This window comes from Longimicrobium sp. (genome assembly GCF_036388275.1).
Lineage (GTDB): Bacteria > Gemmatimonadota > Gemmatimonadetes > Longimicrobiales > Longimicrobiaceae > Longimicrobium.
This window is the reverse complement of sequence record NZ_DASVSF010000002.1, coordinates 94,413-119,553: the sequence shown is the minus strand read 5'-3', so window position 1 is coordinate 119,553 and position 25,141 is coordinate 94,413. Positions and strand designations below refer to the sequence as shown.

Sequence of the window (25,141 nt, the reverse complement as noted above, 5' to 3'; positions counted from 1 at the left end):
TCAATCAGCCCCCGTCACCCGCACCGGCCGCCACCACGACCCCGCGGCACGTCTCCATGGAACTGCAGATCCGCGACGTTTCCAAGACCTACGCGAACGGCGTCCAGGCGCTGAAGCACGTCAGCCTGACCATTCCCATGGGCATGTACGGCCTGCTGGGGCCCAACGGCGCCGGCAAGTCGACGCTTATGCGCACGCTGGCCACCCTGCAGGAGCCAGACACGGGCACCATCCACCTGGGCGAGATCGACGTGGTGCGCCAGCGCGACGAGCTGCGCCGGACGCTGGGATACCTGCCGCAGGAGTTCGGCGTGTATCCCAAGGTGAACGCCGAGGACCTGCTGGACCACTTCGCCGTGCTCAAGGGGATCGCCGACTGCAGAGCTCGCAAGGCGGCGGTCGAGGGGCTGCTGCGGCAAACCAACCTGTGGGAGGTGCGCAGGAAGCACCTGGGCGGCTACTCGGGCGGGATGCGGCAGCGCTTCGGGATCGCCGTGGCGCTACTGGGAAATCCCCGGCTGATCATCGTCGACGAGCCCACGGCGGGGCTGGACCCGGCGGAGCGTGTGCGCTTTCTGAACCTGCTGAGCGAGCTGGGCGAGAACAGCGTGGTGATCCTCTCCACCCACATCGTGGAGGACGTCAGCGAGCTGTGCAGCCGCATGGCCATCATCGACCAGGGCACAATCCTGCTGGAGGCGGAGCCGCTGCGGGCCATCGCCGACATGGAGGGGAGGATCTGGCGCCGCACGGTGCCTCGGAGCGAGCTCCCCGCGCTGGAGCGGGAGCACGCCGTGATCTCCACCCGGCTGCTGGCGGGGCGCACCATCGCGCACGTGTACAGCGACGGCTCGCCGGGCGCGGGGTTCGAGGCGGTGGAGCCGGACCTGAAGGACGTGTACTTCGCCGCGATGGGCGGGCACGGCCGCGCCGCGCGCCCGGTGGAGGTGGCCGCGTGAGCTGCTTCGGGGAGATCTTCCGCTGGGAGGTCACCCGCGCCCTCCGCCGCCCGTCTACCTGGGTGTACCTGGCGGTGCTGGTGGTCATCGGCACCCTGTCTACCGTCGACAGCGATCCCGCCAGCACCACCTTCTTCAACGCGCCGCTGAACGTGGCCGGCGGAACGGTCCTCCTGGGCTTCCTGGGCATTTTGGTGACCGCGGCCCTGTTCGGCGACGCGGCCAACCGCGACGTGCAGACGGGGATGCACCCGCTGTTCTACGCGGCGCCCATCAGCAAGATGGAGTACCTGGGCGGGCGCTTCCTGGGCGCCTTTGCCGTCAACGCGGCGCTCCTGCTGGCCGTCCCCCTGAGCCTGTGGCTCTCGGCGATGATGCCGTACGCGGACCCGGCGCGCGTGGGACCCTTTCGGATGGATGCGTATGTCTCCACCTACCTGCTTTTTCTGCTCCCCAACCTGCTGATCAACGCGTCGGTGCTGTTCGGCATTTCGGCGCTCAGCCGGCGCTCGTTTCCCAGCTACCTGGGCGCCATTGGCCTGTTCGCGGGCTACGCGCTGGCGATGTACATGATCGACGGGATGCAGCACTCCCCCCTGGCCACCCTGGTGGACCCGTCGGGGATGATGGCCGTGTTCGACATGGCGTCGGACTGGACGCCCGTGGAAAAGAACGCGCTCGGCCTGCGCCTGCAGGACCAGCTGCTGTGGAACCGCCTGTTCTGGATGGGCCTCGGCGCCGCCGTCCTTGCGACGACCTGCGCCCGCTTCCGCTTTGCCCACCACGCAGCCGCCGAACGCCGCCGCCCGGCCGCCGACGTCCCGGAGACGGTGGACGGAGGCGCCCCGGTCGTGGGGCCAACGCCGCGGGTGTTCGGCTTCGGCGCGCAGCTCGGGCAGGTGTGGGCCATCGCGGGGCGCTCGTTTCGTGAAGTGCTGGTGAGCCGCGACTTCCTGTTCGTGGTCGCGGGGCTCGTGGCGTTCGTGCTGCTAGCCGGCGGCGAGGTGATGGCCGACGACCGCTTTGGCGTGCCCGCCTGGCCGCTGACGCAGTACACGGCCAGCTTTCTGGGCAGCCAGTTCGTGGGGATCATCGTCTCGCTGCTCACCGCCTTCTACGCGGGCGAGCTGGTGTGGCGCGAGCGCGACGCGCGGGTGCACGAGATCAGCGACGCCACGCCGGTGCCCGACTGGGTGCCGTACGCGGGCAAGTTCCTGGCGCTGGCGCTGATGCTGGCCGCCATCCAGGCCGTGCTGATGGCGGCGGGGATGGCGCTGCAGGCCCTGCAGGGCTACTACCGGTTCGAGCTGGGGCTGTACGCCCAGGTGCTGTTCGGGCTGGGAATGGCGGACTACCTGCTGCTGGCCGCCGTCGCCCTGCTGGTGCACGCGCTGGTGAACCACAAGTACGTGGGACACTTCGTCGTCGCCCTCTTCCTGGCCGCCACGCTGTTCGCCGGCAGGCTGGGCGTGGAGCACAACCTGCTGGTGTACGGCGCCGACCCGGGATGGACGTACTCCGACATGGCGGGCTTCGGACCCTTCCTGGCGCCCGTCGTGTGGTTCAAGCTGTACTGGGGAGGGTGGGCGCTGCTGATGGCCGTGGCCGCCAGCCTGTTCTGGGTGCGCGGGACGGAGCGCGGGGCCACGCGGCGCATCCGGCAGGCGCGCATTCGCCTGAACCGCCCGGCGCTCGCCGCCGCCGCGGTGGCCGTGGTGCAGATCGTCGGCCTGGGCGGCTTCGTGTTCTACAACACGAACGTGCTGAACGAGTACCAATCGAAGGATGCCCGCGGCACCATGCAGGCGCAGTACGAGCGCCGGTACAAGCGGTACGAGTCCGCGGCGCAGCCCTGGGTGGCCGGGGTGCACCTGCACGTGGAGATTCATCCCGAGCAGCGCCGGGCGGAGCTGCGCGGCACCTACCGGCTGGTGAACCGCACGGCCCAGGCGATCGACACGGTGCACCTGAGCGTGCTCCCCGTGGTGCGGGTGAAGGCGCTCCGGTTCAGCCGGCCTGCGCGCCGGGCCTTGGCAGACCACGAGCGGGGGTACTGGATCTACACGCTGGACCGCCCGCTGCAGCCGGGCGACTCGCTGCGGCTGGACTTTGCGGTGGAGCACGCACCGCGCGGGTTCACCAACGACGCGGCCCGCACGGCCGTGGTCAGGAACGGCACCTTCATCGGCAACCGGTGGCTGCCTTCCATCGGCTATCAGCGCGATTTCGAGGTCACCGCCAACGCCGAGCGCCGCGCGCTGGGGCTGCCCCGGCGCGATCACCGGCTTTCCATCCACGACCAGGCGGCCCGGCGCATTCCCCGCGTCGCTTCGGACGCGGACTGGATCGCCTTCGAAGCGGTGATCGGCACGGCGGGGGACGAGACGGCCGTGGCGCCCGGCGCGCTGAAGCGCACGTGGACGCGGGGCGGGCGGCGCTACTTCCACTACCAGGCGCAGGCCCCCATCCTGAACTTCTACGCCATCCTTTCCTCCAACTACGCCGTGCACCGGACGGAGTGGAACGGCGTGCAGATCGAGGTGCTCCACCACCCCGACCACGCCTTCAACGTCCCGGCCCTGGCGCGCACGGCGCGGGCGTCGCTGGAGTACTACAGCCGGAGCTTCGGTCCCTACCGGCACGGGCAGCTGCGCCTGGTGGAATTCCCGCGCTACCAGCAGTTCGCCCGCGCGTACCCGGGGATGATCGTCTATTCCGAGAGCAGCAGCATGCTGGGCCGGGTGAACCACGCGGCGGGGCAGGTGGACGCGCCGATGATGGTGACGGCGCACGAGGTGGGGCACCAGTGGTGGGGCCACCAGGTGATGGGGGCCGACGTGCAGGGCTCGCAGGTGCTGGCCGAGACGCTGGCGCAGTACGGCGCCATGATGGTGCTGGAGCAGGCGCACGGCCCCGAGCACCTGCGCGGCTTCCTGGAGGCCATGCAGATCGAGTATCTCAACCGGCGCGGCGACCACCAGAACCCCGAGGTCCCGCTGCTGCTGTCCGGCGACCACGACTACCTTCACTACCGCAAGGGCGCCGTGGTGATGTACGCCCTGCGCGAGTACGTGGGCGAGGCGCGGGTGAACGCGGCGCTGCGGCGCATCGTCCAGGCCCACGCCTACACCGGCCCGCCGTATCCGACCACGCTGGACCTGTACCGCGAGCTGCACGCGGTGACGCCGGACAGCGTGAAGTACCTGCTGGACGACCTGGTGCGGCACATCACCCTGTGGGACGTGCGGGCCGGCAAGGCGCGCGCAGTGCCCGTGGGCGGCGGCCGCTACCGCGTGACGTTCCCGTTCGACGTGGCAAAGGTGCGCGCCGACAGCCTGGGCAACGACACCCCCGTGCCCATGAACGACCTGGTGGAAATCGGCGTGTTCGCCGAGGGAGACGACGCCCGGGGCCCCGCGCTGTACCTGCGCAAGCACCGGCTGGCGGCCGGGCGGCACACCGTCACCGTCACCGTGTCCGGCAGGCCCGCCCTGGCGGGAGTGGATCCGCGGTACCTGCTGCTGACGAAGGAAAAGGAAGAGATGGACGCCCGGATGGCCACCGTCCCCATCGCCCCGTAGATCACCGTAGGGCAGCTCAACAGGGAGCCCGATGCAGCTAGCCATCAACACCGCCGACTCGCGGCCCATCTACGTCCAGATCATGGACGAGGTGCGGCGCGCGATCGTACTGGGGACGCTCCGTCCCGAAGACCCGCTTCCGTCCGTGCGCCAGCTTGCCTCGGACCTGCGCGTGAACCCCAACACGGTGGCCCAGGCCTACCGCGAGCTGGAGCGCGCGGGCGTGGCTTACGTGCGCCGCGGCCAGGGCACCTTCGTCGCGGCGGCGGGGACGAACGGCACCGAGCGCCGCGCGTTGGCGACCGGCGTGGCCGAGCGGGCGCTGGTGGAGGCCCACCGCAACGGCGTGAGCGCCGAAGAACTGATCGACGCCATCCGCGAAGCCGCCGGGTCGCGCGACCTTCACACCCTCGCAGAACAACCATGAGCCCCGTGCTTCCCACCGACCTTTCCGACGGGTCCCTGGCCGTACGCACCCGAGGCCTCGCCAAGCGCTTCGGGCGCGAGACCGCCCTGGACGGCGTGAACCTGCAGGTGCCCGAGGGCGCCGTGTACGTGCTGGTGGGCCCCAACGGCGCCGGCAAGAGCACCACCTTCAAGGTGCTGATGGACCTGGTGCGCACCGACGAAGGGACCGCCGAGGTGTTCGGGCTGGACCCGCGCGCCCGGGGCCCCGAGGTGCGGGCGCAGATTGGGTACGTACCCGAGCGCCACGACTGGGGCTACGGCTGGATGCGCGTGGGCCGCCTGCTGCAGCACCACGCCACCTTCTACCCCACCTGGGACGCGGACTACGCCGCGCGGCTGGCGGAGGTCTTCGGGCTGAAGATGGACCGCAAGTTCGGCAGCCTGTCCAAGGGCCAGGGGCGGCGCGTGCACCTGACGATGGCGCTGGCGCACCGTCCCCGGCTGCTGGTGCTGGACGAGCCCACCGACGGGCTGGACCCGGTGATGCTCGACGAAACGCTGGGGCTGCTGATGGACCACATCACCGAGACCCCGACCACGGTGGTCATCAGCACGCACCAGGTGCACGACGTCGACCGCCTGGCCGACCACGTGGGGGTGATGCGCGACGGCAAGCTGATGATGCAGGTGCCGCGCGACGAGCTTCACCGCAAGCTGCGCCGGTACCGGGCCGAGGTGCCGGACGGCTGGGCGGGTCCTGCGGCGCTGAACGGCGCGGTCCTGCGCAAGGGCAGCTTCGGGCGCGAGATCCAGTGGAGCATCTGGGGCGAGGAGCGTGAGGTGGTGCAGCATCTCACGAGCGCCGGCGCCACCGTGCGCGACGCCGCCCCGCTCACCCTGGCCGACGCCGCCATCGCCCTCCTCAGCCGCAGGGAACGGGCATGACTGGTGCCGCCGAAACGCTGCACCCGCTCCCCGGCCGCGGCGCCGTGGCGCGCGAGGCCCTGCGCGCCGTGGGCCAGTCGGTGCGGCTGGAGGTGGGCGCGGTGCTCGCGCTGCTGCTGGGGCTGCTGGTGCTGATGGCGACGGTCCAGCCCCAGGGGGCGGGCGGCGCCGACTACGACGTGTCCGACATGACGTGGCCGGTGGTGATCCTGGGCCTCTTCGCGCCGCTGGCGGTGTGGAAGCACGAGGAGCCGTCGCGCCGCGCCTACCTGTGGAGCATGCCGGTAGACCGCGCCCGCCACACGCTGGCGAGGGTGTCCAGCGGCTGGACGATGCTGATGGGGCTGGTGGCCGTGTACGTCCTGTGGGCGCTGACCGTGGCGCTGGTCACGGACGGCAACATCACCATCAACCCCGAATGGGAGGCGGCGCTCAGGACCCGCCTGCCGCCGGACGCGCGCATCCGCGACCTGACGCTGTCCGGGCACCCGTGGCTGTGGCTGGTGCCGTTCACGGCGGCTACGACCACGTACCTGCTGGGCAGCAGCCTGGCGCTGCTGACGGACCATCCGCTTCGCGTGGTGGCGGGCGCCGCGTTCGCGTTCTTCGTGGCCATCGGCCTGCTGGAAAGCGCCGGGGGCGCGGCGGAGCACGCGGCCGACAGCCTGTTCGTGAACCTGGTCGCGAACCCGTACGGAATCGTGACGGAGGTCACCGGCATCGTTCACCACTTCGACGTCGGCCCCGGCGTGTTGAACGACCAGCCCAACCTGGGCGCGTGGGCCCGGGCCACGCTGCTGTGGATGGGCGGGGGGCTGGCGGCCACCGTCCTGGCCGCGCGCCGCTACCAGGAGCGCTGACCATGGAAACGACCCTGAACGCCCCCGCCGAGCCGCTGCACCCGGTGCCGTCCTCCGGCATCGTGGCGCGCGAGGCCCTGCGCACCGTGGGCCAGTCGGTGCGGCTGGAGATCGGCGCCGTGCTGCTTCTGCTGCTGGTGGTGATGGCGGTGGTTGCGCCGCGGGAGCCGGGCGGCGCCGACTACAGCGTGGCCGACATGACCTGGCCGGTGGTGATCCTGAGCCTCTTTGCGCCCCTCGCGGTGTGGAAGCACGACGAGCCGTCGCGCCGCGCGTACCTGTGGAGCCTGCCCCTGGACCGCGCCCGCCACACGCTGGTCCGCGTGTGGAGCGGCTGGGCCTGGCTGATGGCGCTGGTGGCCATCTACGTGCTGTGGGCGATGGCCGTCGCGGTCGTGAGCGGCGGAAACATCGTCATCAACGAAGAGTGGGAGACGCTGCTGCTGCGCGGGCTGCCGCCGGGCTCGCGCATCCGCGACCTCACGCTGGCCGGGCACCCCTGGCTGTGGCTGACACCCTTCGCGGGTGCCACCACCATGTACCTGGTGGGCACCATCGTGGCGCTGCTATCCAACTACCCGCTGCGGGTGTTCGCGGGCGCCTGGTTCGGCGTGATGGTCGTGATGGGGATGGCGGACGCCAGCGGAGGCGTGATGGACCAGGTGGTGGAGCGTGTCGCATCCCACGTGGCCACCAGCCGCTACGGTTTCGTCACCCATGCCACCGGCCTCATCATCCGCGGCCCGCGGGACCAGGTGGATGGCGGGGCGTGGGCGGTCGCCACGCTGCTGTGGATGGGAGTGGCGCTGGCGGGGGTGATCCTGGCCGCGCGCCGCTACCAGGAGCGCTGACCATGGACACCCTCGTGAACGGCCCCCGCGCCGATGCCGCGCCGCGCGCCGGCACGGCTGCGCCCAGGCCGCACTGGTCCGACGTGGTCCGCGAGCAGCTGCGGGCCGTCGCCGGCGGTGCCAGGCCGGAGATGACGTCGGGCGCGGCGCTGCTGGTGCTGCTCCCCCTGCCCATGCTCGTCGAGCACGCGCGGACCCCCGGCCACGGCGCCGACATGCACTTCGCCATGGTGGCGCTGCTGTGCGTGCTCGTGGGGCTGTTCGCCCCCATGGCGGTGTGGAAGGGCGAGGGGCCCGCGCGCCGGGGCTACTTCTGGTGCCTTCCCGTGGACCGCTCGCGCCACGCGCTGGTGAAGGTGGCGGCCGGGTGGGGGTGGACGATGGCCGCCGTGGGGGTGCTCCTGCTCTGGGGCGCGCTGCTGGCGTGGATGATGGGCGGCGAGATGACCCTGGGCGACACGCGCGTGCCCCTGCGCCCCTACTCCGACGTGCCCAGCCCCACGCCCGCCGACTTCTACGTCCACCGCTGGCCGATGGAGGCCTGGCTCTGGATGGCCCCGTTCGCCGCTGCCACGGCCGCGTACCTGGTCGGAAGCGCGGTGGCGCTCTCCACCGAGCACCCCTGGCGCTGGTACGCGGGGTTCGTGCTCTGCTGGGCGCTGCTGGGCGTGGCGGGGCTGCGCGAGGAGCTGGCCACCCTGGTGAATGGGCGCTACGGGTGGGGCGTGATGGTCACCGCCGGCGAGTGGCAGCTGGCAGCCCTCCGGACACCAGCGGGCGCGACGGTGTTCGCGGGGCGGTTCGTGCCGGACCCCGCCCGCTGGTCGGCCGCGATGGCGCTGTGGATGGCGATCGCCTTGGGCGCCGTCGTCTTCGCCGCGCGCCGGCACCAGGAGCGCTGAGGAAGGGTGAGAGGCTGCGCGGACGGCGGTCGGCCCGTCGCCGCGCGCCACCGCCGAAACACCCGCGAACCGATCCACGTATCGCGGTCCGGCGGTTACGACACCCTTCGCGCATCGCATGTACACTTTCCACTTCGGCTCCGCTCAGTCTCTCGGCCTCATCCTGATCGGCCTGGTGCTCCTGGGATCTGCGTTCGTCCCATCCACCCGACGCGTATACGGCCAGGCTGCGCAGCAGGCCCAATGGAAGCGGCTGGGCGCGGCGGCGCTCGGGATCGCGATGATGGGCGCGGCCTTCATGCCATCGAGCGGATTCCTGCGCCTGAGGGTTGCGCGCACGGTGGTTGGGCTGGAATACGGGACTTCCAGGCACGATGTCACCCTCCGCCTCGCCGACATCACGGCCGTCCAGTGGGAAACGGTGACGAGTAACCGGAGGAATTGGCGAGGGAAGAACGAGTCGCGGAGGCTGGTGATCAAGACGGTTCATGGGAGAACGTATCGCAGCACCCGCGTCACCCCCGAGGCGGCCGGCGGGATGCAGCATGACATCGACCGGCTGGTCGCCGCCCCGGCCGCGGCACTGCAGCCCGTCTACGAGCTACCGCTGCGGCCGCCGCGCACCCCGCCGGACTCCGTGGTCCAGCCGTGAAGAGAAAGGCGCCATCCCAGACCCGGGGCGGCGCCTTTTTCGTGGAGACAGGTGTTTGCTTGACACCCGATCCGCCATCGCACAAACTGCTGGTCCGCATTCTGGCAGCAGATGATTGCTCCCGCAGTCCGGACCAGCCCCACCGGTCCACCCCCATCCTGCCGGCGCGCAGCCCCAACGTACCGGTACCACCCCGCGGGCAGCACCTCCGTTCGAAGGCGCGAAGCGCTACGCCTCCGCACCGGCACCCACAGGAAAACCGACCGATGGCGAAAGCGACGACCACGACCCGCTGGGAGCGGGTGCAGGAAATCCTGGACCGGGCGCACACGGACGAACATCCCGTGTACGCCGGCGCCGGGCGCTTCTGGGGGAACCTGGACACGCTGCTGGCCGCCGAGATCCACGGCGTGCGCATGGTGGCCCCCGCGCAGGCCGCCGCCTCCGCCGGCACCGGCTGCGGCTGCGGGACCCCCGGGTGCGGCGGCGGGGCCGCGGACACCGGCGGCGAGCCCGGCGCGCGCTACCCGGGCCGGGGCGCCGCCTCGGGGCTGGTGAAGGGGCTGCGCGGGCAGCCGCCCTTCGACGGGTCGCGGCTGCCGCGGCTGCCCTGGGGCGGCCCGCGCGTGGACGAAGACGACGTGCGCTTCATCAGCGACTGGATCGACGACGGGTGCCCCACCGGCGACCACCGGCAGGGGCAGCTGGCCGCCATCCAGCTGCGCGGCGGGCCCGTGCAGCGCATGGAGCCGCTGGCGGTGGACGGCGACACGGCCGCGCGGCTGACGCGCGAGGCCGCCCGGGTGTTCGGCACCGGGCCGGCCGCCTCGTCGCGACCGGAGGTGCAGCAGCGGATGAACTTGGACTGCATGGACGATGCGCAGCTGGAACAGCTGCGCTACGCCTTCCGCGAGCTGTACGCGCTGAACAAGTGGCCGCGCGACTACCGCAACTACAACAACCTGGCGCTCATCCACCAGGACCACTGCCAGCACGGGTGGGAGCGCTTCCTGCCCTGGCACCGCGTGTACCTGTACGAGTTCGAGCAGGCCATGCAGGACGTCTGCCCGGGCGTCACCATGCCGTACTGGGACTGGACGATGCCCCAGTACCACCCCTACCAGCCGTACAAGGGGTGGATCATCCCGCAGTCGTTCAAGGCGTACATCACCCCGGAAATGTTCCAGGTGCTGAAGCTGCACCTGAACGACGCTCAGGCGCGGGAGGTGGAAAGGAACTTCGTGGAGCCGCGCAGGCACTTCACCTCGCTCCCGAAGTTCCTGGACGCCCTGGGCAAGCTCGACGGCTTCGGCACCATCCATCCCGAGCTGGAGCAGCACCTGATCGACGCGCTGGTGCACAGCAACCCGCTGTGGTACCCGCTGCGGTTTCCCGCCGAGTACCAGGACGGCAGCGGCAACCCCCAGACCATCAACCAGGCCATCCACTACCACTACCCGTCGCCCAAGGACATGGACGAGATCATGTCCCTGCGCAGCTGGCGGGACTTCGGCGGGGGCAGCCAGTACAACGACGCGTTCGGGTTCCTGGACCAGAACCCGCACAACACCATGCACATCTGGACGGGGGGGCAGAACCCCCGCTACAGGAAGCCGCCCGCCGCGTCGTCGTCGAAGGCCATGCGCGAGCAGCCGTACATGGAGCGCAACCGCATGGTGCGCGTGGCGGGGCGGCCGTTCCACACCAAGCAGGAGTTCTACGCCTGGAGGAACGCCCAGTACGGCGACATGTTCAGCAACCTCACCGCCGCGTACGACCCCATCTTCTGGCCCGTGCACGCCAACGTCGACCGGCTGTGGTGGGAGTGGCAGCAGCTGAACCCCAACGCGCAGCCGGTGGAGCAGAGCTCGGTGCTCACCCCCTGGGGCTACACCGTGGCCGACACGCTCGACATGACGCGCTTCGGCTACGAATACGTGCGCTGCGCCTTTTCCATCCCCGTGGGGCTGCAGGCGCCGGTGGGCCGCTTCGTCAGCGAGCCCGTGAAGGTGCCCAAGGGCGCGCGCGACCCCCGGCGGGTGGAAGTGCGGCTGCACCGCGTTCCCCAGCTGGATCGCTCCTGCTTCGTCCGCGTGTTCCTGAACCTGCCCGACGCCAACGCCAACACCCCGCCCGAGGGCGACCACTTCGGCGGCTACCTGGCCGTGTTCGGCCACGGCGAGTGCTTCGGCGGGCCGGGCCACTGCGCCATCCCCGGCCAGGCCCGCCCGTACGACCTGCGCCCCCGCAGCCACAACACGCCGCGCAACCACCGCGTAAACGTCACGCAGGCTGCCCGGGCGCTGCTGGAAAAGGGCGCCGCCACGCTGCAGGTGACGCTGGTGGCCATCGGCGCCGACTACCGCGAAGAGAACGCGCTGCTCCGCATGGAGGGCCTGTCGCTCAACTTCCTGGACTGACCCCCCACCCGAGGACATTCGCGATGGCGACGGTATACAGGATTCACCCCGGGATCGGGGTCGCCCGCCTGGGCAACAGCCCCGACGCGTTCTGCATCGCCGCCGAGCAGCCGGCGGCGCTTCCCATCGAGTGCGACCAGGACGGCAACTCGCTGCCGCTGGGGGCCAGGCCGGGAAAGGAGGTGCGGGCGCAGCGGATGAAGGACGACGAGGGTCGCATCCGGCGGCAGGCGGCGCGCTTCGGCGTGTGGGTGTACGACGACGAGCATCCGGACGGGCGCCCGCTGAAGATTGGCGACAAGGTGTCCGGGGGCGGCAACCACGGGAAGCTGGTCGACATCCAGTGGCGCGTGCACCTGGCCAACAAGAAGGCCGGCTGGTACGAGTTCCGCCAGCTGCAGGGCGAGCACGGCTTCACGGCCGACCACCCGCGGCGCAACCCGCAGGTGACGGTCGACCAGGCGCGGCAGAACCTGATCATCGACCCCGGGCCGCGGGTGGTGTCGCTGCGCGGGGAGCGGCGGGCGAGCTTTTCGCGCGACGCGGGCGCCATGTACGCCTCCACCTTTCCCCTGCCGCTGAAGCCGCGCTCCATCGACACGCTGGGCGACCTGATGGTGGACGACAGTGCGCGGCTGCTGGTGCTGGGCGGGCACGGCAACGCGGGGTCGTACCTGTTCGACGACTTCGGCCAGCCCCGCATCGACCACTACGCCAACAACGACGGCTGGTTCGACGACACCAGCGACGGGCCGGTGATGGCGCGCCTGGTGTTCTTCAGCGACGAGGTGCAGCAGCAGCGCTTCATCGACGTGGAGTACCCCGCCTGGGTGATCGCGGCCTATCCCGACTACGTGCCGCAGATTCCCGACATGGTGACGATGGACGAGCTGGTGTACGACCTGGCCGTGCGCCGGTTCGCGTACCGCACCGACCTGTACGGCGAGGCGGGAACGTGGGACTGCCCGGAGCGCGTGGACCCGCGCGACACCGGCGCGCTGCTGGCCTGGCAGGCGGGGCGGCTGGGATGGAACCCGGAGTACCGGCCCTGGTTCTGGCGCGACATCTGGCCCATCCTGTGGCGGCCGGAGCAGTACATGTTCCTCACCAGCATCCTGCTGCAGAGCAACGACCCGCACAACCAGACGGCGCGCGGCACCTTCGATCCCAAGCGCATCGGCAAGCCGCCGGTGACCCACTGGAAGAAGGTGGGCGAGTGCCTGCAGGGGTGCCTGGCTCCCAACGGCGTGGCGGCGCTCTTCATCGAGTCCGTGCAGGAGGTGCTGGACGGCCTTCCCGCCCAGAGCGGCGACCAGGGAACGCGCGGCGCCGCCGGCAAGGCCGCCGCGTTCGCGCCGGCCGGCGAGCTGCTGGACGGGCTTCGCCAGGTGGCGCAGGACATTGCCGCGGCGGACCAGCCGCAGGTGTCGCCCGACACCCCTCCCGGCCTGCTGGCGGCTGCCTTCCGCAAGAGGGCCGAGGCCCCCGAGCGGTCCGGGCTGCGTGCGCGGCTGCAGGAAGAGATCACCCGCCTGCTGGACGAGCTGTTCGGCCCGGCGGGCGACGAGGGCGAGCTGCAGGGCTCCATACAGCACACGTCGCGTTCGCCCGTCTACAACTCCGCCCCGGAAGACCGGGAGCCCATGGGCGCGCGGCGGCGCGCGGAGATCGAGCTGCAGCGCGAGGCGGGGCGGCTGCTGCGCGGCGATCTGCACCAGGAGTGCTTCCGCCGCTGCGTGAAGGCCAACACCCGCGACCGCTACGCGCCGGAGCGGCAGTTCCTGTTCAGCCTGCTGCGCGAGCCGGGCGAGGAAAACCGCTTCGTGCGCGGTGGGCGGGCCACCACGCGCGTCTTCAACCTGCCGCTGATGCCGCTGCTTTCCGGCGACAACCCCATCGACAACGTGCTGCCCTCCAAGTTCCTGCGGCTGACGGACTACCAGTACTACCTGCTGGGCCAGTGGGCGCAGGGCAAGTTCATCAACGAGGCCGACGAGAAGTGGGTGCCCGACCCCAACCCCGACGAGCCGTACGCCCACTGGCCCCTGCGCACCGGGCGCGACCTGGACCAGGGGGTGCTCTTTCACGTGGTGGGCGGCGCCTTCTGCCCGGGGGGCGAGGTGGGGTGGATCATGCGCAACCCCGCCCTGTGGCGCGAGCCGTGGCGCATCAAGGCCGACCCGGCCTTCTACAACTTCACGCTGACCGCCGCCCAGGCCAACAAGTGGAAGGGCACCGTCCCCGAAACGGACTACATCTCGTACGCCGACGAGCAGCTGAGCCAGGAACTGGACTTCGACCAGGGGATGCAGCCGGGCGACCTGACCAAGTCGATGGCGGTGCCCTGGCAGTCGGACTTCAACGAGTGCAGCACGCAGGGGATCGACGTCACCTACGAGATGTGGAACGAACTCGACTTCGACAACCCCACGAACGGCCTGCTGCAGCGGCAGCAGCGCACCTGGGAAACGCTGTGGTGGCCGGCCCACCGGCCCATGCAGAACTTCGAGCTGCAGGCCGTGGGGCCAGACGGCAAACGCAGCTACCGCTGGCTGGACTGGGCGCGCGGCGTGACGCAGACCAACGCGGGCGACCTGAAGATGGTGACGGAGTGGAGCCTGCTCCCCTTCGTCCTGCGCAACGCGGCAGACCCCAAGGACGCGGACCACGCCTACATCGGGGTGGAGCGCACTCCCCGCACGCCGGAGAACTCGCGATGAGCGCAGACGGAAGCCCGTTCGTGGGCACCTGGACGTACCGCAGCCTGCTGAACGATCCCAAGCTGTCGCCCACGGACCCGTCGACGGACCCGGCACCCTGGGCCAACCTGTTCTTCGGGTACGGGACCATCGTCATCAAGCAGGGAAGCATTCCCGAGGAGCTGACGGGCACCATCGGCGGCGACGACTGGTCGCTGGCGCTGCACGGCTCCATGAGCCCGGGAAACCCCGGCCAGGTGCGCTTCCAGGGCAAGGGCGTGGTGAACGGGGCGGAGTGGATCTACGACTACATCGGCTGGCTGGTGCCGGTGTGGCCCGGCAGCACCAACGAGCTGCAGAAGGTGGCGATGGTGGGCTCCATCGTGCGCACCATCCCGCACCCCAGCGGCGGGGGCACCGCGCCCGCGGGGGTGGTGGCGTCGTGGTACGCGGTCAAGGTCAAGTGACCGGATGACGGGCGTTCGCGACGTCGTGGTCGCGGGCGGGGGCCCCGGCGGGTGCGCGGCGGCCCTGGCCCTGCGCGCGCACGCGCCGGGGCTTTCCGTGGCGTTGATCGAAGCGTCCACGTACGAGGAGACGCGCGTCGGCGAGACCTTGGCGCCGCCCGCCGCCGACCTGCTTCAGCACCTGGGGGTGTGGGACGCGTTCCAGGCGCAGGGGCATCATGCCGGGTACGGGACCGCGGCGGCGTGGGACTCGGCCGTTCCCCACGAGAACGAGTTCCTGTTCCACGTCCGCCAGGTGGGCTGGCACCTGGACCGCGCGGCGTTCGATGGGATGCTGGCGGCACAGGCGGCGGCGCGCGGCGTGGAGGTGATCCGCGGCACGCGGGTGCTGAACGCGGCGCGGGAGGCGGACGAGTGGCGGCTGTCCCTCTCCTCCGGCGCCGAGGTGCGTGCGCGGCTCCTGGTGGACGCCACGGGCGCCGGCGCGTCGCTCGCCCGGCGGCACGGGCGCGCGCGCCACCGCGCACACGACCGGCTGGCGGGCTTCGTCCGCTTCTTCCGCCAGCCGACGGGCGGGGGCGCGCCGCACACGCTGGTGGAGGCGTTCGAGCACGGGTGGTGGTACACCGCGCCGCTGCCGGACGGGCGCCGCGTGGCCGCCTGCATGACGGACACCGACATCGCGCGCGAGCTGGGGCTGGAGTCGGACACTGTGTGGACGGAGCTGCTCGGCCGCACTGCCCCGGCTACCTCCAGCGCGCTTGCCGGGGCGGTGCAGGAGGGTGCGCCCGTGGTGCGCGCCGCCCGCACGCGACGTCTGGTCCCGGCCGCTGGGGACGGATGGCTGGCGGTGGGCGACGCGGCATCGACCTTCGACCCGCTCTCGTCGCAGGGGATGCTGAAGGCGCTGCGCTCCGGCATCTTCGGCGCGTATGCGGTGGGCGACCTGCTGGCTAAGGGCGACGAGGCCGGCATCCGCCGCTACCGCCGGTTCGTGGACGGCGAGTTCCAGGGCTACCTGCGGTCGCGCGCGAAGTACTACGCCGACGAGCGCCGCTGGCCGGAAAGCGAGTTCTGGCGCCGCCGGCACGCGTCCGCGCCGGAGCCCGAGCCCGTGGGCATCGGCGTCTCATCGGGCGCGGCGGCAAAGGACTTCGACGAGGACTGGGCTCGGTCGGGATGGCTGCCATCCTGAGCCCCAGGCGCGCGGCAGCGGTCACGATCCTGGAGGCCTCGGCCCGGCCGGGCGAATGAATTCGCTGCAACGACCACACGAAGTCCGCCTTCGCGGACTGGCTTGCCGTGGTGCGAGTTCGGCCATGGGGCGCGACCGGAACATGGTGCAGTTCTCCCTCTCTCCCGCTTGCGGGAGAGAGGGCCGGGGGGAGAGGGCAGCCGGGGCCTGCGCCGGCCCAGGTCGAGACGCCCCGCCGCTCGCCAGGGTCCCAGCCGACGCGCGGGCCTCGGCTCGGTCGGCCAAATGAATTCTCCGGTGCAGCGCCCGGGCATCGTCCCGATTGCCTTTGCGCCCGCGGCACGCCTACCTTGCCGCGCATTCCCACCCATCGCCCCCCTCCCGCCGCACCCCCATGAACCTGGCACTCGGCGACTGGCTCGTCATCGCGGCGTACTTCGTCCTGGCGGCGGGTGTCGGCGCGGCGTTCGCGCGGCGTGGGTCGCGGTCGGCGCCGGACTTTTTCGTGGGCGGGCGGCAGCTGCCGTGGTGGCTGGCGGGGACGTCGATGGTGGCCACCACCTTCGCCGCCGATACCCCGCTGGCCGTCACCGGCATGGTGGCCGAGAACGGCATCGCCGGAAACTGGCTGTGGTGGAACGCTGTGATGAGCGGCATCCTCACCGTCTTCTTCTACGCCCGGCTGTGGCGGCGCGCCGAGGTGGTGACCGACGCCGAGTTCGCCGAGATCCGCTACGCCGGACGCCCCGCCGTCTTCCTCCGCGGCTTCCGCGCCGTGTACCTGGCCCTTCCCATCAACCTGATCGTGATGGGATGGGTGAACCTGGCGATGGTCAAGATCCTGGACGTGACGCTGGGGATGGACCCGTGGACGGCCATGGGCTTCCTGTTCGTCCTCACGGCGGCGTATTCCGTCCTGTCGGGCATCTGGGGGGTGGTGGCGACGGACTTCATCCAGTTCATCATCGCCATGGCGGGCTCCATCGTCCTCGCGTTCTTCGCCATGGACGCGGTGGGCGGAATGGACGGGCTGCGCGCCGGGCTGGCGCGGCGGTACGGGTCTGCCGAGCCGATGCTCGCCTTTTTCCCCGAGGCGGGCTCCGAGTGGATGCCGGCCATCACCCTGTTCGTGTTCCTGGGCGTGCAGTGGTGGGCGGCCTGGTACCCGGGCGCCGAGCCGGGGGGCGGCGGATACGTGGCGCAACGCATCTTTTCGGCGCGCACCGAGCGCGACGGCGTGCTGGCGACGCTGCTGTTCAACGTGGCGCACTACGCGCTGCGCCCCTGGCCGTGGATCCTGGTGGCGCTCGCCTCGCTCGTCCTCTATCCAACCCTCGAAGACCCCTCCAGCGGATACATCCGCGCAATGGTGGACCTGCTGCCGACGCCCCTGCGCGGGCTGCTGCTGGCCTCCTTCGCCGCGGCGTACATGTCTACCATCAGCACCCAGCTGAACTGGGGCGCGTCGTACCTGGTGAACGACCTGTACCTGCGCTTCGTGCGCCCCGACGCGTCCGTGCGGCGCCAGGTGGGGGCGTCGCGGCTGGCGACGCTCTTCCTGTTCGCGGCGTCCGTCGTGGTGACGGCGCGGCTGGACAGCATCGCCGGGGCGTGGCGCATTCTGCTTTCCCTGGGCGCGGGCACCGGGCTGGTGTACATCCTCCGCTGGTACTGGTGGCGGATCAATGCCTGGTCGGAGATCAGCGCCATGGTGGCGTCCATGGTCGTCTCCACCCTGCTGCAGGCCGGGTTCGGGCTGCGGTCGGAGGAGCCGCGCGAGTTCGCCTGGCTGATGCTGCTGACGGTGGGGATCTCGACGGTGGTGTGGGTCGCCGCGACGTACCTGACCGCGCCCACGCCCGACGACACGCTGATCGCCTTCTACCACCGCGTGCGGCCGGGCGGGCCGGGGTGGCGCCGCGTCGCCATGGCCGCGGGCTACGGCGCCGAGCCGATGGATGGCGGCGCGCTGAACTGGACCAACTGGGTGGCCGGGGTGGTGGCCGTCTACGCCAGCCTCTTCGGCAGCGGACGGCTGATCTTCGGGCAGACGCTGCAGGGCATCGGGCTGCTGGCGCTGGCGGCGCTCGCGTTCGCGTGGATCGCGCGGAGCCTCGCCAGGGCCGAGGGCGTCACTCCGGCCAGGGCACCTGCGGCGAGCGGTAGTAGTTGATCCCCAGCAGGTGCCAGCGCGGGGCGTGGGCCGCCAGCCGCAGGCGGAAGCTTTCCCAGTCGTGCGACGCCGCCGGGCTCCACCCCAGCTCGGCGACGGCCGGCAGGCGGGGAAAGGCCAGGTACTGCGCGGCGGTGATGTTGGTCACCGTCTCCGTCCACAGCGGCGCCTCCAGCCCCGCGACCTGTTCCTCCCCCACGCCCGCGATGAACGCCGCGGGGTTCCAGTCGTACGCGTCCCGCACCTCCACGTGCCCCGCCCAGTTCAGCCCCAGCTCCGTCCCCGGCGTGTACTTCATGTCCAGGTAGATGCGCGACGCGGGGGAAAGCACCACCCGCGCGCCGCGCCTGACCGCCGCCCCGGCCGAGTCGCTGCGCCACTGCTGCACGAGGGATGTGGGATGCAGCCGCGCCTTGGCGATCTCTTCCCACCCGATCATCCGCTTGCCGTGCCGGGCGACGATCTCCTGCACGCGTTCGATGAAGCGCGCGTACTCGTCGGCCGTGAGCGCCTCTACCTCGTCGCCGCCGATGTGCAGGTACGGCCCCGGCGTCATCGCGGCCAGTTCGCGGACGATGTCGTCGATCAGCGCGTACGTCTCTTCCTTGTCCACGCACAGCGCGCTGAAGCCCACCTCGATGCCGGTGTAGATGGCCGGCGGCCGCTTGCCGCAGCTGAGCTCGGGATAGGCAACGAGCGCCGCGTTGGTGTGCCCGGGCACGTCGATCTCGGGGACGACGGTGATGTAGTGCTCCGCGGCGTAGCGGACGATCTCCGCGTAGTCCCGCTTCGTGTAGAATCCGCCCGGCCCGCCGCCTACCTGCGTGCTCCCGCCGATCTCCGCCAGCCGCGGCCGCGAGTCGATGGCGATCCGCCAGCCCTGGTCGTCGGACAGGTGAAGGTGAAGCACGTTGATCTTGTACAGCGCCAGCGCGTCGACGTACTCCTTGACCTCGTCCACGCTGAAGAAGTGGCGGGCCACGTCGAGCATGGCCCCGCGCCAGGCGAAGCGCGGCCGGTCCGCGATCGTCGCCGCGGGGATGGACCACGGCTGCTTGTAGGTGAGGCTCTGCTCGGCCTCGATGGCCGCGGGCAGAAGCTGCCGGAGCGTCTGCACCCCGCGGAACAGGCCGGCGGGACGGTGGGCCGACAGCCGCACGGAATCCGCGGAGACGGCCATCCGATACCCCTCGTCACCCAACTCCGGCTCCGCCATCAGCCGCAGCGCGATCGATCCGCCGGAAGGCCCCGCATCCTCCGAGACGGGCAGCGGATGTCCGGTGGACGGGCGGAGGATGGCGCCCAGGTACTCGCCGATCCGCGCGGCTTCGTCCACGCCGGGATCGACCACGATCCGCGTGCCGGCGGTGACGGCGAACGCGCCCCCCTCCGCGAGTTCGAAGGAGAGGGGCACGGGGACCAGGTGGTGCGTCATCGGCATCGGAGCGGGCTCCTTCGGCTGCAGTGAGCTGGCGGCGGGCGCACAGGCGGTGGACAGGACCAGCGCCAGCAACGCGCGGCTGTGTATCTTCGGGGCTCTCGCCGTCACAAGGCTCCGGTCGATCGGGGGTGGAGGCGGATGAGATGCCAACGATTCTTTCTCCCCGAAAAACCTCCCGTAAACCCCGCCGCGGCGATGGACGGAGTGCCGCGCCCCACGTACTTTCGCCTCATGGATACCAGGCACCCCGCCCTCCCCCGCGCACAGCTGCTGATCAACCAACGCCGCTTTCGGCTGGCGGAGGAGGAGCTGCGCCGCGGACTGGCCGACGAGCCGGAAAACGCGATGATGCATGCGCAGCTGGCCCTGTGCATGGTCGAGGAGCCGGCACGCGCCGCCCAGGCCCTGGCGGCGGCGAAGGCCGCCGTTGCGTACGCGCCCAACGACGCCACGATGTGGCACGCGCTGGCGCGGGTAGCGGAGCGCTGCGGAAAGGTGAACGAGGCGGAGCTCGCGGCGGCCACCGCGCTGTCGCTGGCCCCACGCACGACGCTGCTCCTGCTGAACGGCGCGGCGCTGCTGCTGGAAAGGGGCTGGTACCGCGCGGCGCTCCGCCTGGCCGAACGCGCGCTGGAGATCGCGCCCAACGACGCGAACGCGCTGATGACGGCCGGCGCGCTGCGGTCGCGCATGGGGCTGCACAACCGGGCCCGCGCCGACTTCGACCGCGCGCTGGCGCTGGAGCCGGACGACAAGGCGGTGCAGGCCAACGCCGGGTGGGCGGCGCTGCGCCGGGGCGATGCCGAGGCGGCGGTGCGGCACTTCCGCACCTCCCTGCGGCTGGACCCGGAGGAACCCAGGTCGCAGCGCGGGCTGCGGGAGGCGATGCGGGCGCGGAACCCCGCGTATGGCTTCTACCTTCGCCTGTCGCTGGGCCTGCAGCGGCTCCCCGCCTTTTTCAAGTGGGTCGCCGTGGCCTTCTCGTTCATGATCCTGTTCGCCGTGTCGCTCGACGTTCTCCCTCCCCTGCCGCTGCTGGCGCTGCAGGTGACGGTCCTCACCCTGACCGTCCTCATCTGGACGGCCCCGCCGCTGGCGGACCTGCTCCTGCTGCGGAGCGCGGAGGGGCGCCAGGCGCTCGATCCCATGCGGAAGGCCTCGGCCGTGGGGACGGCGGCACTCCTGGCCGTCGCGGCCGCCCTGGGAGTCGCGCACCAGCTGCGCCCGTCGGGCGCCGTCGCGCTGGCCGCCATCCTCGCCGTGCAGTTCACCATTCCCCTGTCGACCGCGCCACGAACGCGTCCCGGGCGGCAGCGCATGGTGTTCGGCGCCATCGTGGGCCTGCTCGCCGTCTTCGCCATCATCTCCCTCTTCCGGTTCGCCCAGCGCCAGGACGACGCGGTGCTGTGGCTGATGGCCTCCGCCGCCGGACTGCTGTACGCCGACGTCCTGGCCGAGTACCTGCCGGGGCGCCGGTGAGCCACCCCGGCCTTGCCCGCGCACAGCTGCTGATGGACCGCCGCCGCTTTCGGCTGGCGGAAGAGGAGCTGCGCCGCGCGCTGGGCGACGAGCCGGAGAACGGGGTGATGCACGGATACCTGGCCCTGTGCCTGGCGGAGGAGCCGGCCCGTGCGGTGGAGGCCATGGACACGGCCATCCGGGCCACCCTGCACGAGCCCACCACGCCCTTCACCTGGTACGCACTCTCGCTGGTCGCCGCCCGCCGCGGGACGTGGGAGCACGCCAGGAAAGCGGGCAGCACCGCACTGTCGCTGGCGCCCGAGATGCCCGAGCTGCTGGTGCACATGGCGGAGCTGATGGCGCGCCGCGACTGGCTGCCGCAGGGGCTGGAGTTCGCGGAGCGCGCCCTGGCCGTGGCGCCCGACGACCCCCGCGTGCTGATGACGGCCGGCACTCTGCGCTCGCGCCTGGGACGCCACGCTGAAGCGAAGGCGGACTTCGCACGCGCGCTGGAGCGGGCGCCGGAGAACAACGCCGTGCAGGCGAACGCGGGGTGGTCCGCCCTGCGCCGCCGCGACCCGGACGCGGCCATCGGCCACTTTCGCACGTCGCTGCGGCTGGACCCGGACGAGCGCGGGCCGCGCGTGGGGCTGCTGGAGGCGATGCGGGCGCGGAACGCGCTGTATCGCGTGTTCCTGCCCGTCGCGCTGCGGTTCTACTGGCTTCAGCCGAACATGAAGTGGGTGGCCGTCGCGGTGTCCGTCGCACTGCTGGCGTACGCGGCGCTCGTGGAGCCCGTCTGGCTGCGGCTGATGCTCCAGTCCATCATCGCCGCGGTGGCGGTGTTCACGTGGGCCGCTCGTCCCCTGGCCGACCTGGTGCTTCTGCGCGACCCGGCCGGGCGCACGCTGCTGGACCGCTCGGCGCGGGCGGTGGCCATCCTGGTCGGCGTGCTGCTGCTGGCAGGTTCGATTCTCGGCATCGCCTGGACGATGGGCGCGCCGCCCGGCATCGGGATGGCGGCCATCCTCGCGGTGCTCTTCACCATTCCGGTGATGGGGATCGAGCAGCCTGCCCCTGGCTGGCCACGCGCCGCGTACGCGGCGTACGTCGTGCTGATGACCGTCCCCGGTGTGATCGCCGTGCTTCACCACGCGCGCAAGGCGGACGCCGCGGGCACCTGGGTGGGGATCACCGTCGGCGGCCTCGCCTTCTCCCACCTCCTGACCGAGTTCCTGCCCCGCCGCGGCTGACCGCCCGTCCGCACCCGCCGCCCTGCGCACCGGGCTACTCTGGGGAGACGAACGGCGCGTCGAAGGTGCCCTGGGTGATGCTGAGCGCCGGCTGGTTGGGGTCGTGGGGCGACTGGCACGAACCCGTGCCGCTGAACGTACCCTTGATCCGCCCGGACGTCAGGGTGGACACGCTTACTGTGCCCTGGCTGATGACGCACTGGTACTCCCGCACCGTGCCGCCGATGCTCTGGTGCACGACTACCGAAATGGCGGCGCACGAATCGTCGCAGTCGGGCACGATGGCGCTGGTGCCCGTAGTGCCGCCGGGGATGAAGATGATCGCCTGGTCGTGCACGCCCCCGCTTTGCCGCCGCGCGACGACCATCGCGTCGGCCTGGTCGGTGACGGCGGCGGCCCAGGTGCCGGTTTCCGTGTCCGCGGGGTGCGCGCCCTCGGCGGCAAACGAGCCGCTCACCGGCGAGTTGGCGCTGGTGTACGAAAACTCCACGCGGCCAACGCCGTCATCGTGCTGAGGCGAGGTGGACTCAGCGCAGGCGGCCAGGGAAACGATCCCCATCATCAGCAGGGACTTCAGGGTGTGCATCGGCATGGATGTTCGTGCGGTCGAGATGAGTTGAATGGGCTCCGTCTGAAACCAACGTAGCAGAACGCGCGTGGGTGGCCTTTGGGTAGGATGACCCGGTGCCCTGGAGGTTCGCCGCGCCAACGGAGCGCACTGGCCTGGCGCCCCGCGCTCCGTTACCTTGAAAACGCAAGCCGCCAGGGGTACTTCGCTGCGAATCAGCGGGGTTGAGACAGTCCCTTGGAACCTGATCCGGTTCACACCGGCGTAGGGAGCGCGGCGTGTCGTCCATCGACGGTTCCCATCCGCCGCACCCGGCCCGCCACGGACCGGACGGGGGGATGATGCGGTCGCAGGCGCCACCCGGGCATTCCCCGGCGTGGCGCCTTTTTCGTTGCCGCACTCCAGGAGCCCCAGATGATCGACCGAGCCCGCCCCCAGACCCCCACCGCCGGCGACTACGGCGACGCCTTCCCCAACAGCCGCAAGGTGTACGTCGAGGGGCGCCACGGCGTGCGCGTGCCCATGCGCGAAATCTCGCTTTCCGGCGGCGAGCCGCCCCTGCGCGTCTACGACACCAGCGGCCCGCTCGACGTGGACGTTCGGCTGGGACTCCCCCCCGTCCGCGGCGAGTGGATCCGCGCGCGCGGCGACGTCGAGAACGCGGAGCGCACGTACCGGCCGGTGGATGGAAAGCCGTCCATCGAAATGCCCGAGTCGCTTGCGCGTCCCACCCTGCGCGGCACCGGGTGCGTGACGCAGATGCACTACGCGCGGCGCGGCGAGATCACCCCCGAGATGGAGTACGCGGCGCTGCGCGAGGGGATGGACCCCGAGTTCGTGCGAGCGGAGGTGGCGCGCGGGCGGGCCATCATCCCGGCCAACATCAACCACCCCGAGCTGGAGCCGATGATCATCGGCCGCGGGTTCAAGGTGAAGGTGAACGCCAACATCGGGAACTCGGCGGTCAGCAGCTCCATCGACGAAGAGGTGGAGAAGCTACGCTGGGCCACGCTCTGGGGCGCCGACACGGTGATGGACCTGTCGACGGGCAGGAACATCCACGAAACGCGCGAGTGGATCATCCGCAACTCCGCCGTTCCCATCGGAACGGTGCCCATCTACCAGGCGCTGGAAAAGGTGGGCGGCGTGCCCGAGGAGCTGACGTGGGAGCTGTACCGCGACACGCTGATCGAGCAGGCCGAGCAGGGCGTGGACTACTTCACCGTGCACGCCGGCGTCCTCCTGCGCTACGTGCCGATGACCGCGAACCGGTTGACGGGCATCGTATCACGCGGCGGGTCGATCATCGCCAAGTGGTGCCTGGCGCACCACCGCGAAAGCTTTCTGTACACGCACTTCCGCGAGATCTGCGAGATCATGCGGGCGTACGACGTCAGCTTTTCGCTGGGCGACGGGCTGCGGCCGGGCAGCATCTACGACGCCAACGACGAGGCCCAGTTCGCGGAGCTGCGCACGCAGGGCGAGCTGAACCGCATCGCCTGGGAGTTCGACGTGCAGACGATGAACGAGGGGCCGGGGCACGTGCCCATGCACCTGATCAAGGAAAACATGGACAAGCAGCTCGAGTGGTGCGGGGAGGCGCCGTTCTACACCCTCGGGCCGCTGACGACGGACATCGCGCCGGGCTACGACCACATCACCAGTGCCATCGGCGCGGCGCAGATCGGCTGGTACGGCACTGCCATGCTCTGCTACGTGACGCCCAAGGAGCACCTGGGGCTGCCCAACCGCGACGACGTGAAGGCGGGGGTGATCACGTACAAGATCGCGGCGCACGCGGCGGACCTGGCCAAGGGGCACCCGCGGGCGCAGGAGTGGGACAACGCGCTGAGCAAGGCGCGCTTCGAGTTTCGCTGGCGCGACCAGTTCAACCTGGCGCTGGACCCCGTGACGGCGCTCGGCTACCACGACGAGACGCTGCCGGCCGAGGGCGCCAAGATCGCGCACTTCTGCAGCATGTGCGGCCCGAAGTTCTGCAGCATGAAGATCACGCAGGACGTGCGCGACTACGCCGCGAAGCAGAAGGAGATCGAGGCGGGAATGGCCGGCAAGTCTGCCGAGTTCCGCGAGCGCGGCGCGGAGGTGTACCTGCCGGTGGGCGGCATCGTGGCGGCGGACGCGGAGGAGACGGTCGCGGCGGATTAACCTCGGAAGGGCGATGCGAAGCAGAGGGGAGCACCGGCACCGATGGTGCTCCTCTTCTGCGTTGGTGACACCCGAGAACGTTCACGGCGAGATCGGCCCACCGGGCAAGCGTGAGCCTGGATGCGTGGTGACGGACGCAC

The 25,141-nt window shown here is 71.0% G+C and carries 18 protein-coding genes and 1 riboswitch; of the genes, 16 read left to right on the top strand and 2 right to left on the bottom strand.

Features of this window, described 5'->3' with window-relative positions; genetic code table 11:
• The first annotated feature begins 56 nt into the window (after nucleotides 1–56).
• The 13 genes from VF632_RS00565 (at nucleotide 57) to VF632_RS00505 (ending at nucleotide 18,112) form a co-directional block, all read left to right on the top strand.
• Nucleotides 57–959: an ABC transporter ATP-binding protein gene (locus VF632_RS00565; protein WP_331020886.1), complete on the top strand. Its 903-nt coding sequence runs from the start codon at nucleotides 57–59 to the stop codon at nucleotides 957–959.
• Complete coding sequence (locus VF632_RS00560) at nucleotides 956–4,540, top strand: M1 family aminopeptidase (RefSeq protein ID WP_331020885.1); 3,585 nt, start codon at nucleotides 956–958, stop codon at nucleotides 4,538–4,540. Before VF632_RS00565 ends, VF632_RS00560 begins: the two co-directional genes overlap by 4 nt.
• Before the next feature lie 31 nt (nucleotides 4,541–4,571).
• A complete protein-coding gene (locus VF632_RS00555; protein WP_331020884.1) occupies nucleotides 4,572–4,967 on the top strand; it encodes a GntR family transcriptional regulator in 396 nt (131 codons plus the stop codon).
• Nucleotides 4,964–5,893, top strand: a complete 930-nt coding sequence (locus tag VF632_RS00550) for an ABC transporter ATP-binding protein (RefSeq protein ID WP_331020883.1) — start codon at nucleotides 4,964–4,966, stop codon at nucleotides 5,891–5,893. The genes VF632_RS00555 and VF632_RS00550 overlap by 4 nt, the downstream gene beginning before the upstream one ends.
• Nucleotides 5,890–6,753 carry a hypothetical protein gene (locus VF632_RS00545; RefSeq protein ID WP_331020882.1) on the top strand — a complete coding sequence of 288 codons (864 nt, stop codon included), beginning with the start codon at nucleotides 5,890–5,892 and terminating at the stop codon, nucleotides 6,751–6,753. The genes VF632_RS00550 and VF632_RS00545 overlap by 4 nt, the downstream gene beginning before the upstream one ends.
• Before the next feature lie 2 nt (nucleotides 6,754–6,755).
• Nucleotides 6,756–7,604: a hypothetical protein gene (locus VF632_RS00540; protein WP_331020881.1), complete on the top strand. Its 849-nt coding sequence runs from the start codon at nucleotides 6,756–6,758 to the stop codon at nucleotides 7,602–7,604.
• 2 nt (nucleotides 7,605–7,606) lie between these two features.
• Nucleotides 7,607–8,506 (top strand): hypothetical protein, encoded by a 900-nt coding sequence (locus VF632_RS00535; RefSeq protein ID WP_331020880.1) that lies wholly within the window; start codon nucleotides 7,607–7,609, stop codon nucleotides 8,504–8,506.
• A 118-nt stretch (nucleotides 8,507–8,624) separates the two neighbouring features.
• Nucleotides 8,625–9,158: a hypothetical protein gene (locus VF632_RS00530; RefSeq protein WP_331020879.1), complete on the top strand. Its 534-nt coding sequence runs from the start codon at nucleotides 8,625–8,627 to the stop codon at nucleotides 9,156–9,158.
• Between the two features lie 266 nt (nucleotides 9,159–9,424).
• Nucleotides 9,425–11,578, top strand: a complete 2,154-nt coding sequence (locus tag VF632_RS00525; protein ID WP_331020878.1) for a tyrosinase family protein — start codon at nucleotides 9,425–9,427, stop codon at nucleotides 11,576–11,578.
• Nucleotides 11,579–11,601: 23 nt separating this feature from the next.
• Entirely contained in the window at nucleotides 11,602–14,298 is a 2,697-nt protein-coding gene (locus VF632_RS00520) for a LodA/GoxA family CTQ-dependent oxidase (RefSeq protein ID WP_331020877.1), read from the top strand.
• The gene (locus VF632_RS00515) at nucleotides 14,295–14,744 is read left to right on the top strand and encodes a hypothetical protein (protein WP_331020876.1); all 450 of its coding nucleotides are present in this window, start codon (nucleotides 14,295–14,297) and stop codon (nucleotides 14,742–14,744) included. Before VF632_RS00520 ends, VF632_RS00515 begins: the two co-directional genes overlap by 4 nt.
• Before the next feature lie 4 nt (nucleotides 14,745–14,748).
• Entirely contained in the window at nucleotides 14,749–15,939 is a 1,191-nt protein-coding gene (locus VF632_RS00510) for an NAD(P)/FAD-dependent oxidoreductase (RefSeq protein ID WP_331020875.1), read from the top strand.
• A 394-nt stretch (nucleotides 15,940–16,333) separates the two neighbouring features.
• Nucleotides 16,334–18,112, top strand: coding sequence for a sodium:solute symporter family protein (locus VF632_RS00505; RefSeq protein ID WP_331020874.1), 1,779 nt, complete (start codon nucleotides 16,334–16,336; stop codon nucleotides 18,110–18,112).
• Here the strand turns inward: VF632_RS00505 and VF632_RS00500 are convergent.
• Nucleotides 18,072–19,553: a beta-N-acetylhexosaminidase gene (locus VF632_RS00500; RefSeq protein WP_331020873.1), complete on the bottom strand. Its 1,482-nt coding sequence runs from the start codon at nucleotides 19,551–19,553 to the stop codon at nucleotides 18,072–18,074. The two genes, VF632_RS00505 and VF632_RS00500, sit on opposite strands and share 41 nt — an antisense overlap.
• A gap of 231 nt (nucleotides 19,554–19,784) precedes the next feature.
• Here VF632_RS00500 and VF632_RS00495 point away from each other — a divergent pair, with 231 nt between their 5' ends.
• Together VF632_RS00495 and VF632_RS00490 are read left to right on the top strand one after the other, a co-directional pair.
• Nucleotides 19,785–21,032, top strand: coding sequence for a tetratricopeptide repeat protein (locus VF632_RS00495; protein WP_331020872.1), 1,248 nt, complete (start codon nucleotides 19,785–19,787; stop codon nucleotides 21,030–21,032).
• A complete protein-coding gene (locus VF632_RS00490) occupies nucleotides 21,029–22,267 on the top strand; it encodes a tetratricopeptide repeat protein (protein WP_331020871.1) in 1,239 nt (412 codons plus the stop codon). Before VF632_RS00495 ends, VF632_RS00490 begins: the two co-directional genes overlap by 4 nt.
• A gap of 34 nt (nucleotides 22,268–22,301) precedes the next feature.
• Here the strand turns inward: VF632_RS00490 and VF632_RS00485 are convergent, their stop codons facing one another.
• Nucleotides 22,302–22,859 carry a hypothetical protein gene (locus VF632_RS00485; protein ID WP_331020870.1) on the bottom strand — a complete coding sequence of 186 codons (558 nt, stop codon included), beginning with the start codon at nucleotides 22,857–22,859 and terminating at the stop codon, nucleotides 22,302–22,304.
• 162 nt (nucleotides 22,860–23,021) lie between these two features.
• Nucleotides 23,022–23,124: riboswitch (TPP riboswitch) on the top strand.
• A 125-nt stretch (nucleotides 23,125–23,249) separates the two neighbouring features.
• On the opposite strand from VF632_RS00485, the gene thiC reads away from it, so the two are divergent.
• A complete protein-coding gene (gene thiC, locus VF632_RS00480) occupies nucleotides 23,250–25,001 on the top strand; it encodes a phosphomethylpyrimidine synthase ThiC (protein ID WP_331020869.1) in 1,752 nt (583 codons plus the stop codon).
• Nucleotides 25,002–25,141 lie beyond the last annotated feature (140 nt).

Excerpts from the sequence above, each read along its gene's own strand:
- VF632_RS00565 (WP_331020886.1), top strand. The coding sequence starts at position 57 with ATGGAACTGCAGATCCGCGACGTTTCCAAGACCTACGCGAACGGCGTC.
- VF632_RS00555 (WP_331020884.1), top strand. The coding sequence starts at position 4,572 with ATGCAGCTAGCCATCAACACCGCCGACTCGCGGCCCATCTACGTCCAG.
- VF632_RS00550 (WP_331020883.1), top strand. The coding sequence starts at position 4,964 with ATGAGCCCCGTGCTTCCCACCGACCTTTCCGACGGGTCCCTGGCCGTA.
- VF632_RS00545 (WP_331020882.1), top strand. The coding sequence starts at position 5,890 with ATGACTGGTGCCGCCGAAACGCTGCACCCGCTCCCCGGCCGCGGCGCC.
- VF632_RS00540 (WP_331020881.1), top strand. The coding sequence starts at position 6,756 with ATGGAAACGACCCTGAACGCCCCCGCCGAGCCGCTGCACCCGGTGCCG.
- VF632_RS00535 (WP_331020880.1), top strand. The coding sequence starts at position 7,607 with ATGGACACCCTCGTGAACGGCCCCCGCGCCGATGCCGCGCCGCGCGCC.
- VF632_RS00530 (WP_331020879.1), top strand. The coding sequence starts at position 8,625 with ATGTACACTTTCCACTTCGGCTCCGCTCAGTCTCTCGGCCTCATCCTG.
- VF632_RS00525 (WP_331020878.1), top strand. The coding sequence starts at position 9,425 with ATGGCGAAAGCGACGACCACGACCCGCTGGGAGCGGGTGCAGGAAATC.
- VF632_RS00520 (WP_331020877.1), top strand. The coding sequence starts at position 11,602 with ATGGCGACGGTATACAGGATTCACCCCGGGATCGGGGTCGCCCGCCTG.
- VF632_RS00515 (WP_331020876.1), top strand. The coding sequence starts at position 14,295 with ATGAGCGCAGACGGAAGCCCGTTCGTGGGCACCTGGACGTACCGCAGC.
- VF632_RS00510 (WP_331020875.1), top strand. The coding sequence starts at position 14,749 with ATGACGGGCGTTCGCGACGTCGTGGTCGCGGGCGGGGGCCCCGGCGGG.
- VF632_RS00505 (WP_331020874.1), top strand. The coding sequence starts at position 16,334 with ATGAACCTGGCACTCGGCGACTGGCTCGTCATCGCGGCGTACTTCGTC.
- VF632_RS00500 (WP_331020873.1), bottom strand. The coding sequence starts at position 19,553 with ATGCCGATGACGCACCACCTGGTCCCCGTGCCCCTCTCCTTCGAACTC.
- VF632_RS00495 (WP_331020872.1), top strand. The coding sequence starts at position 19,785 with ATGGATACCAGGCACCCCGCCCTCCCCCGCGCACAGCTGCTGATCAAC.
- VF632_RS00485 (WP_331020870.1), bottom strand. The coding sequence starts at position 22,859 with ATGCCGATGCACACCCTGAAGTCCCTGCTGATGATGGGGATCGTTTCC.
- thiC (WP_331020869.1), top strand. The coding sequence starts at position 23,250 with ATGATCGACCGAGCCCGCCCCCAGACCCCCACCGCCGGCGACTACGGC.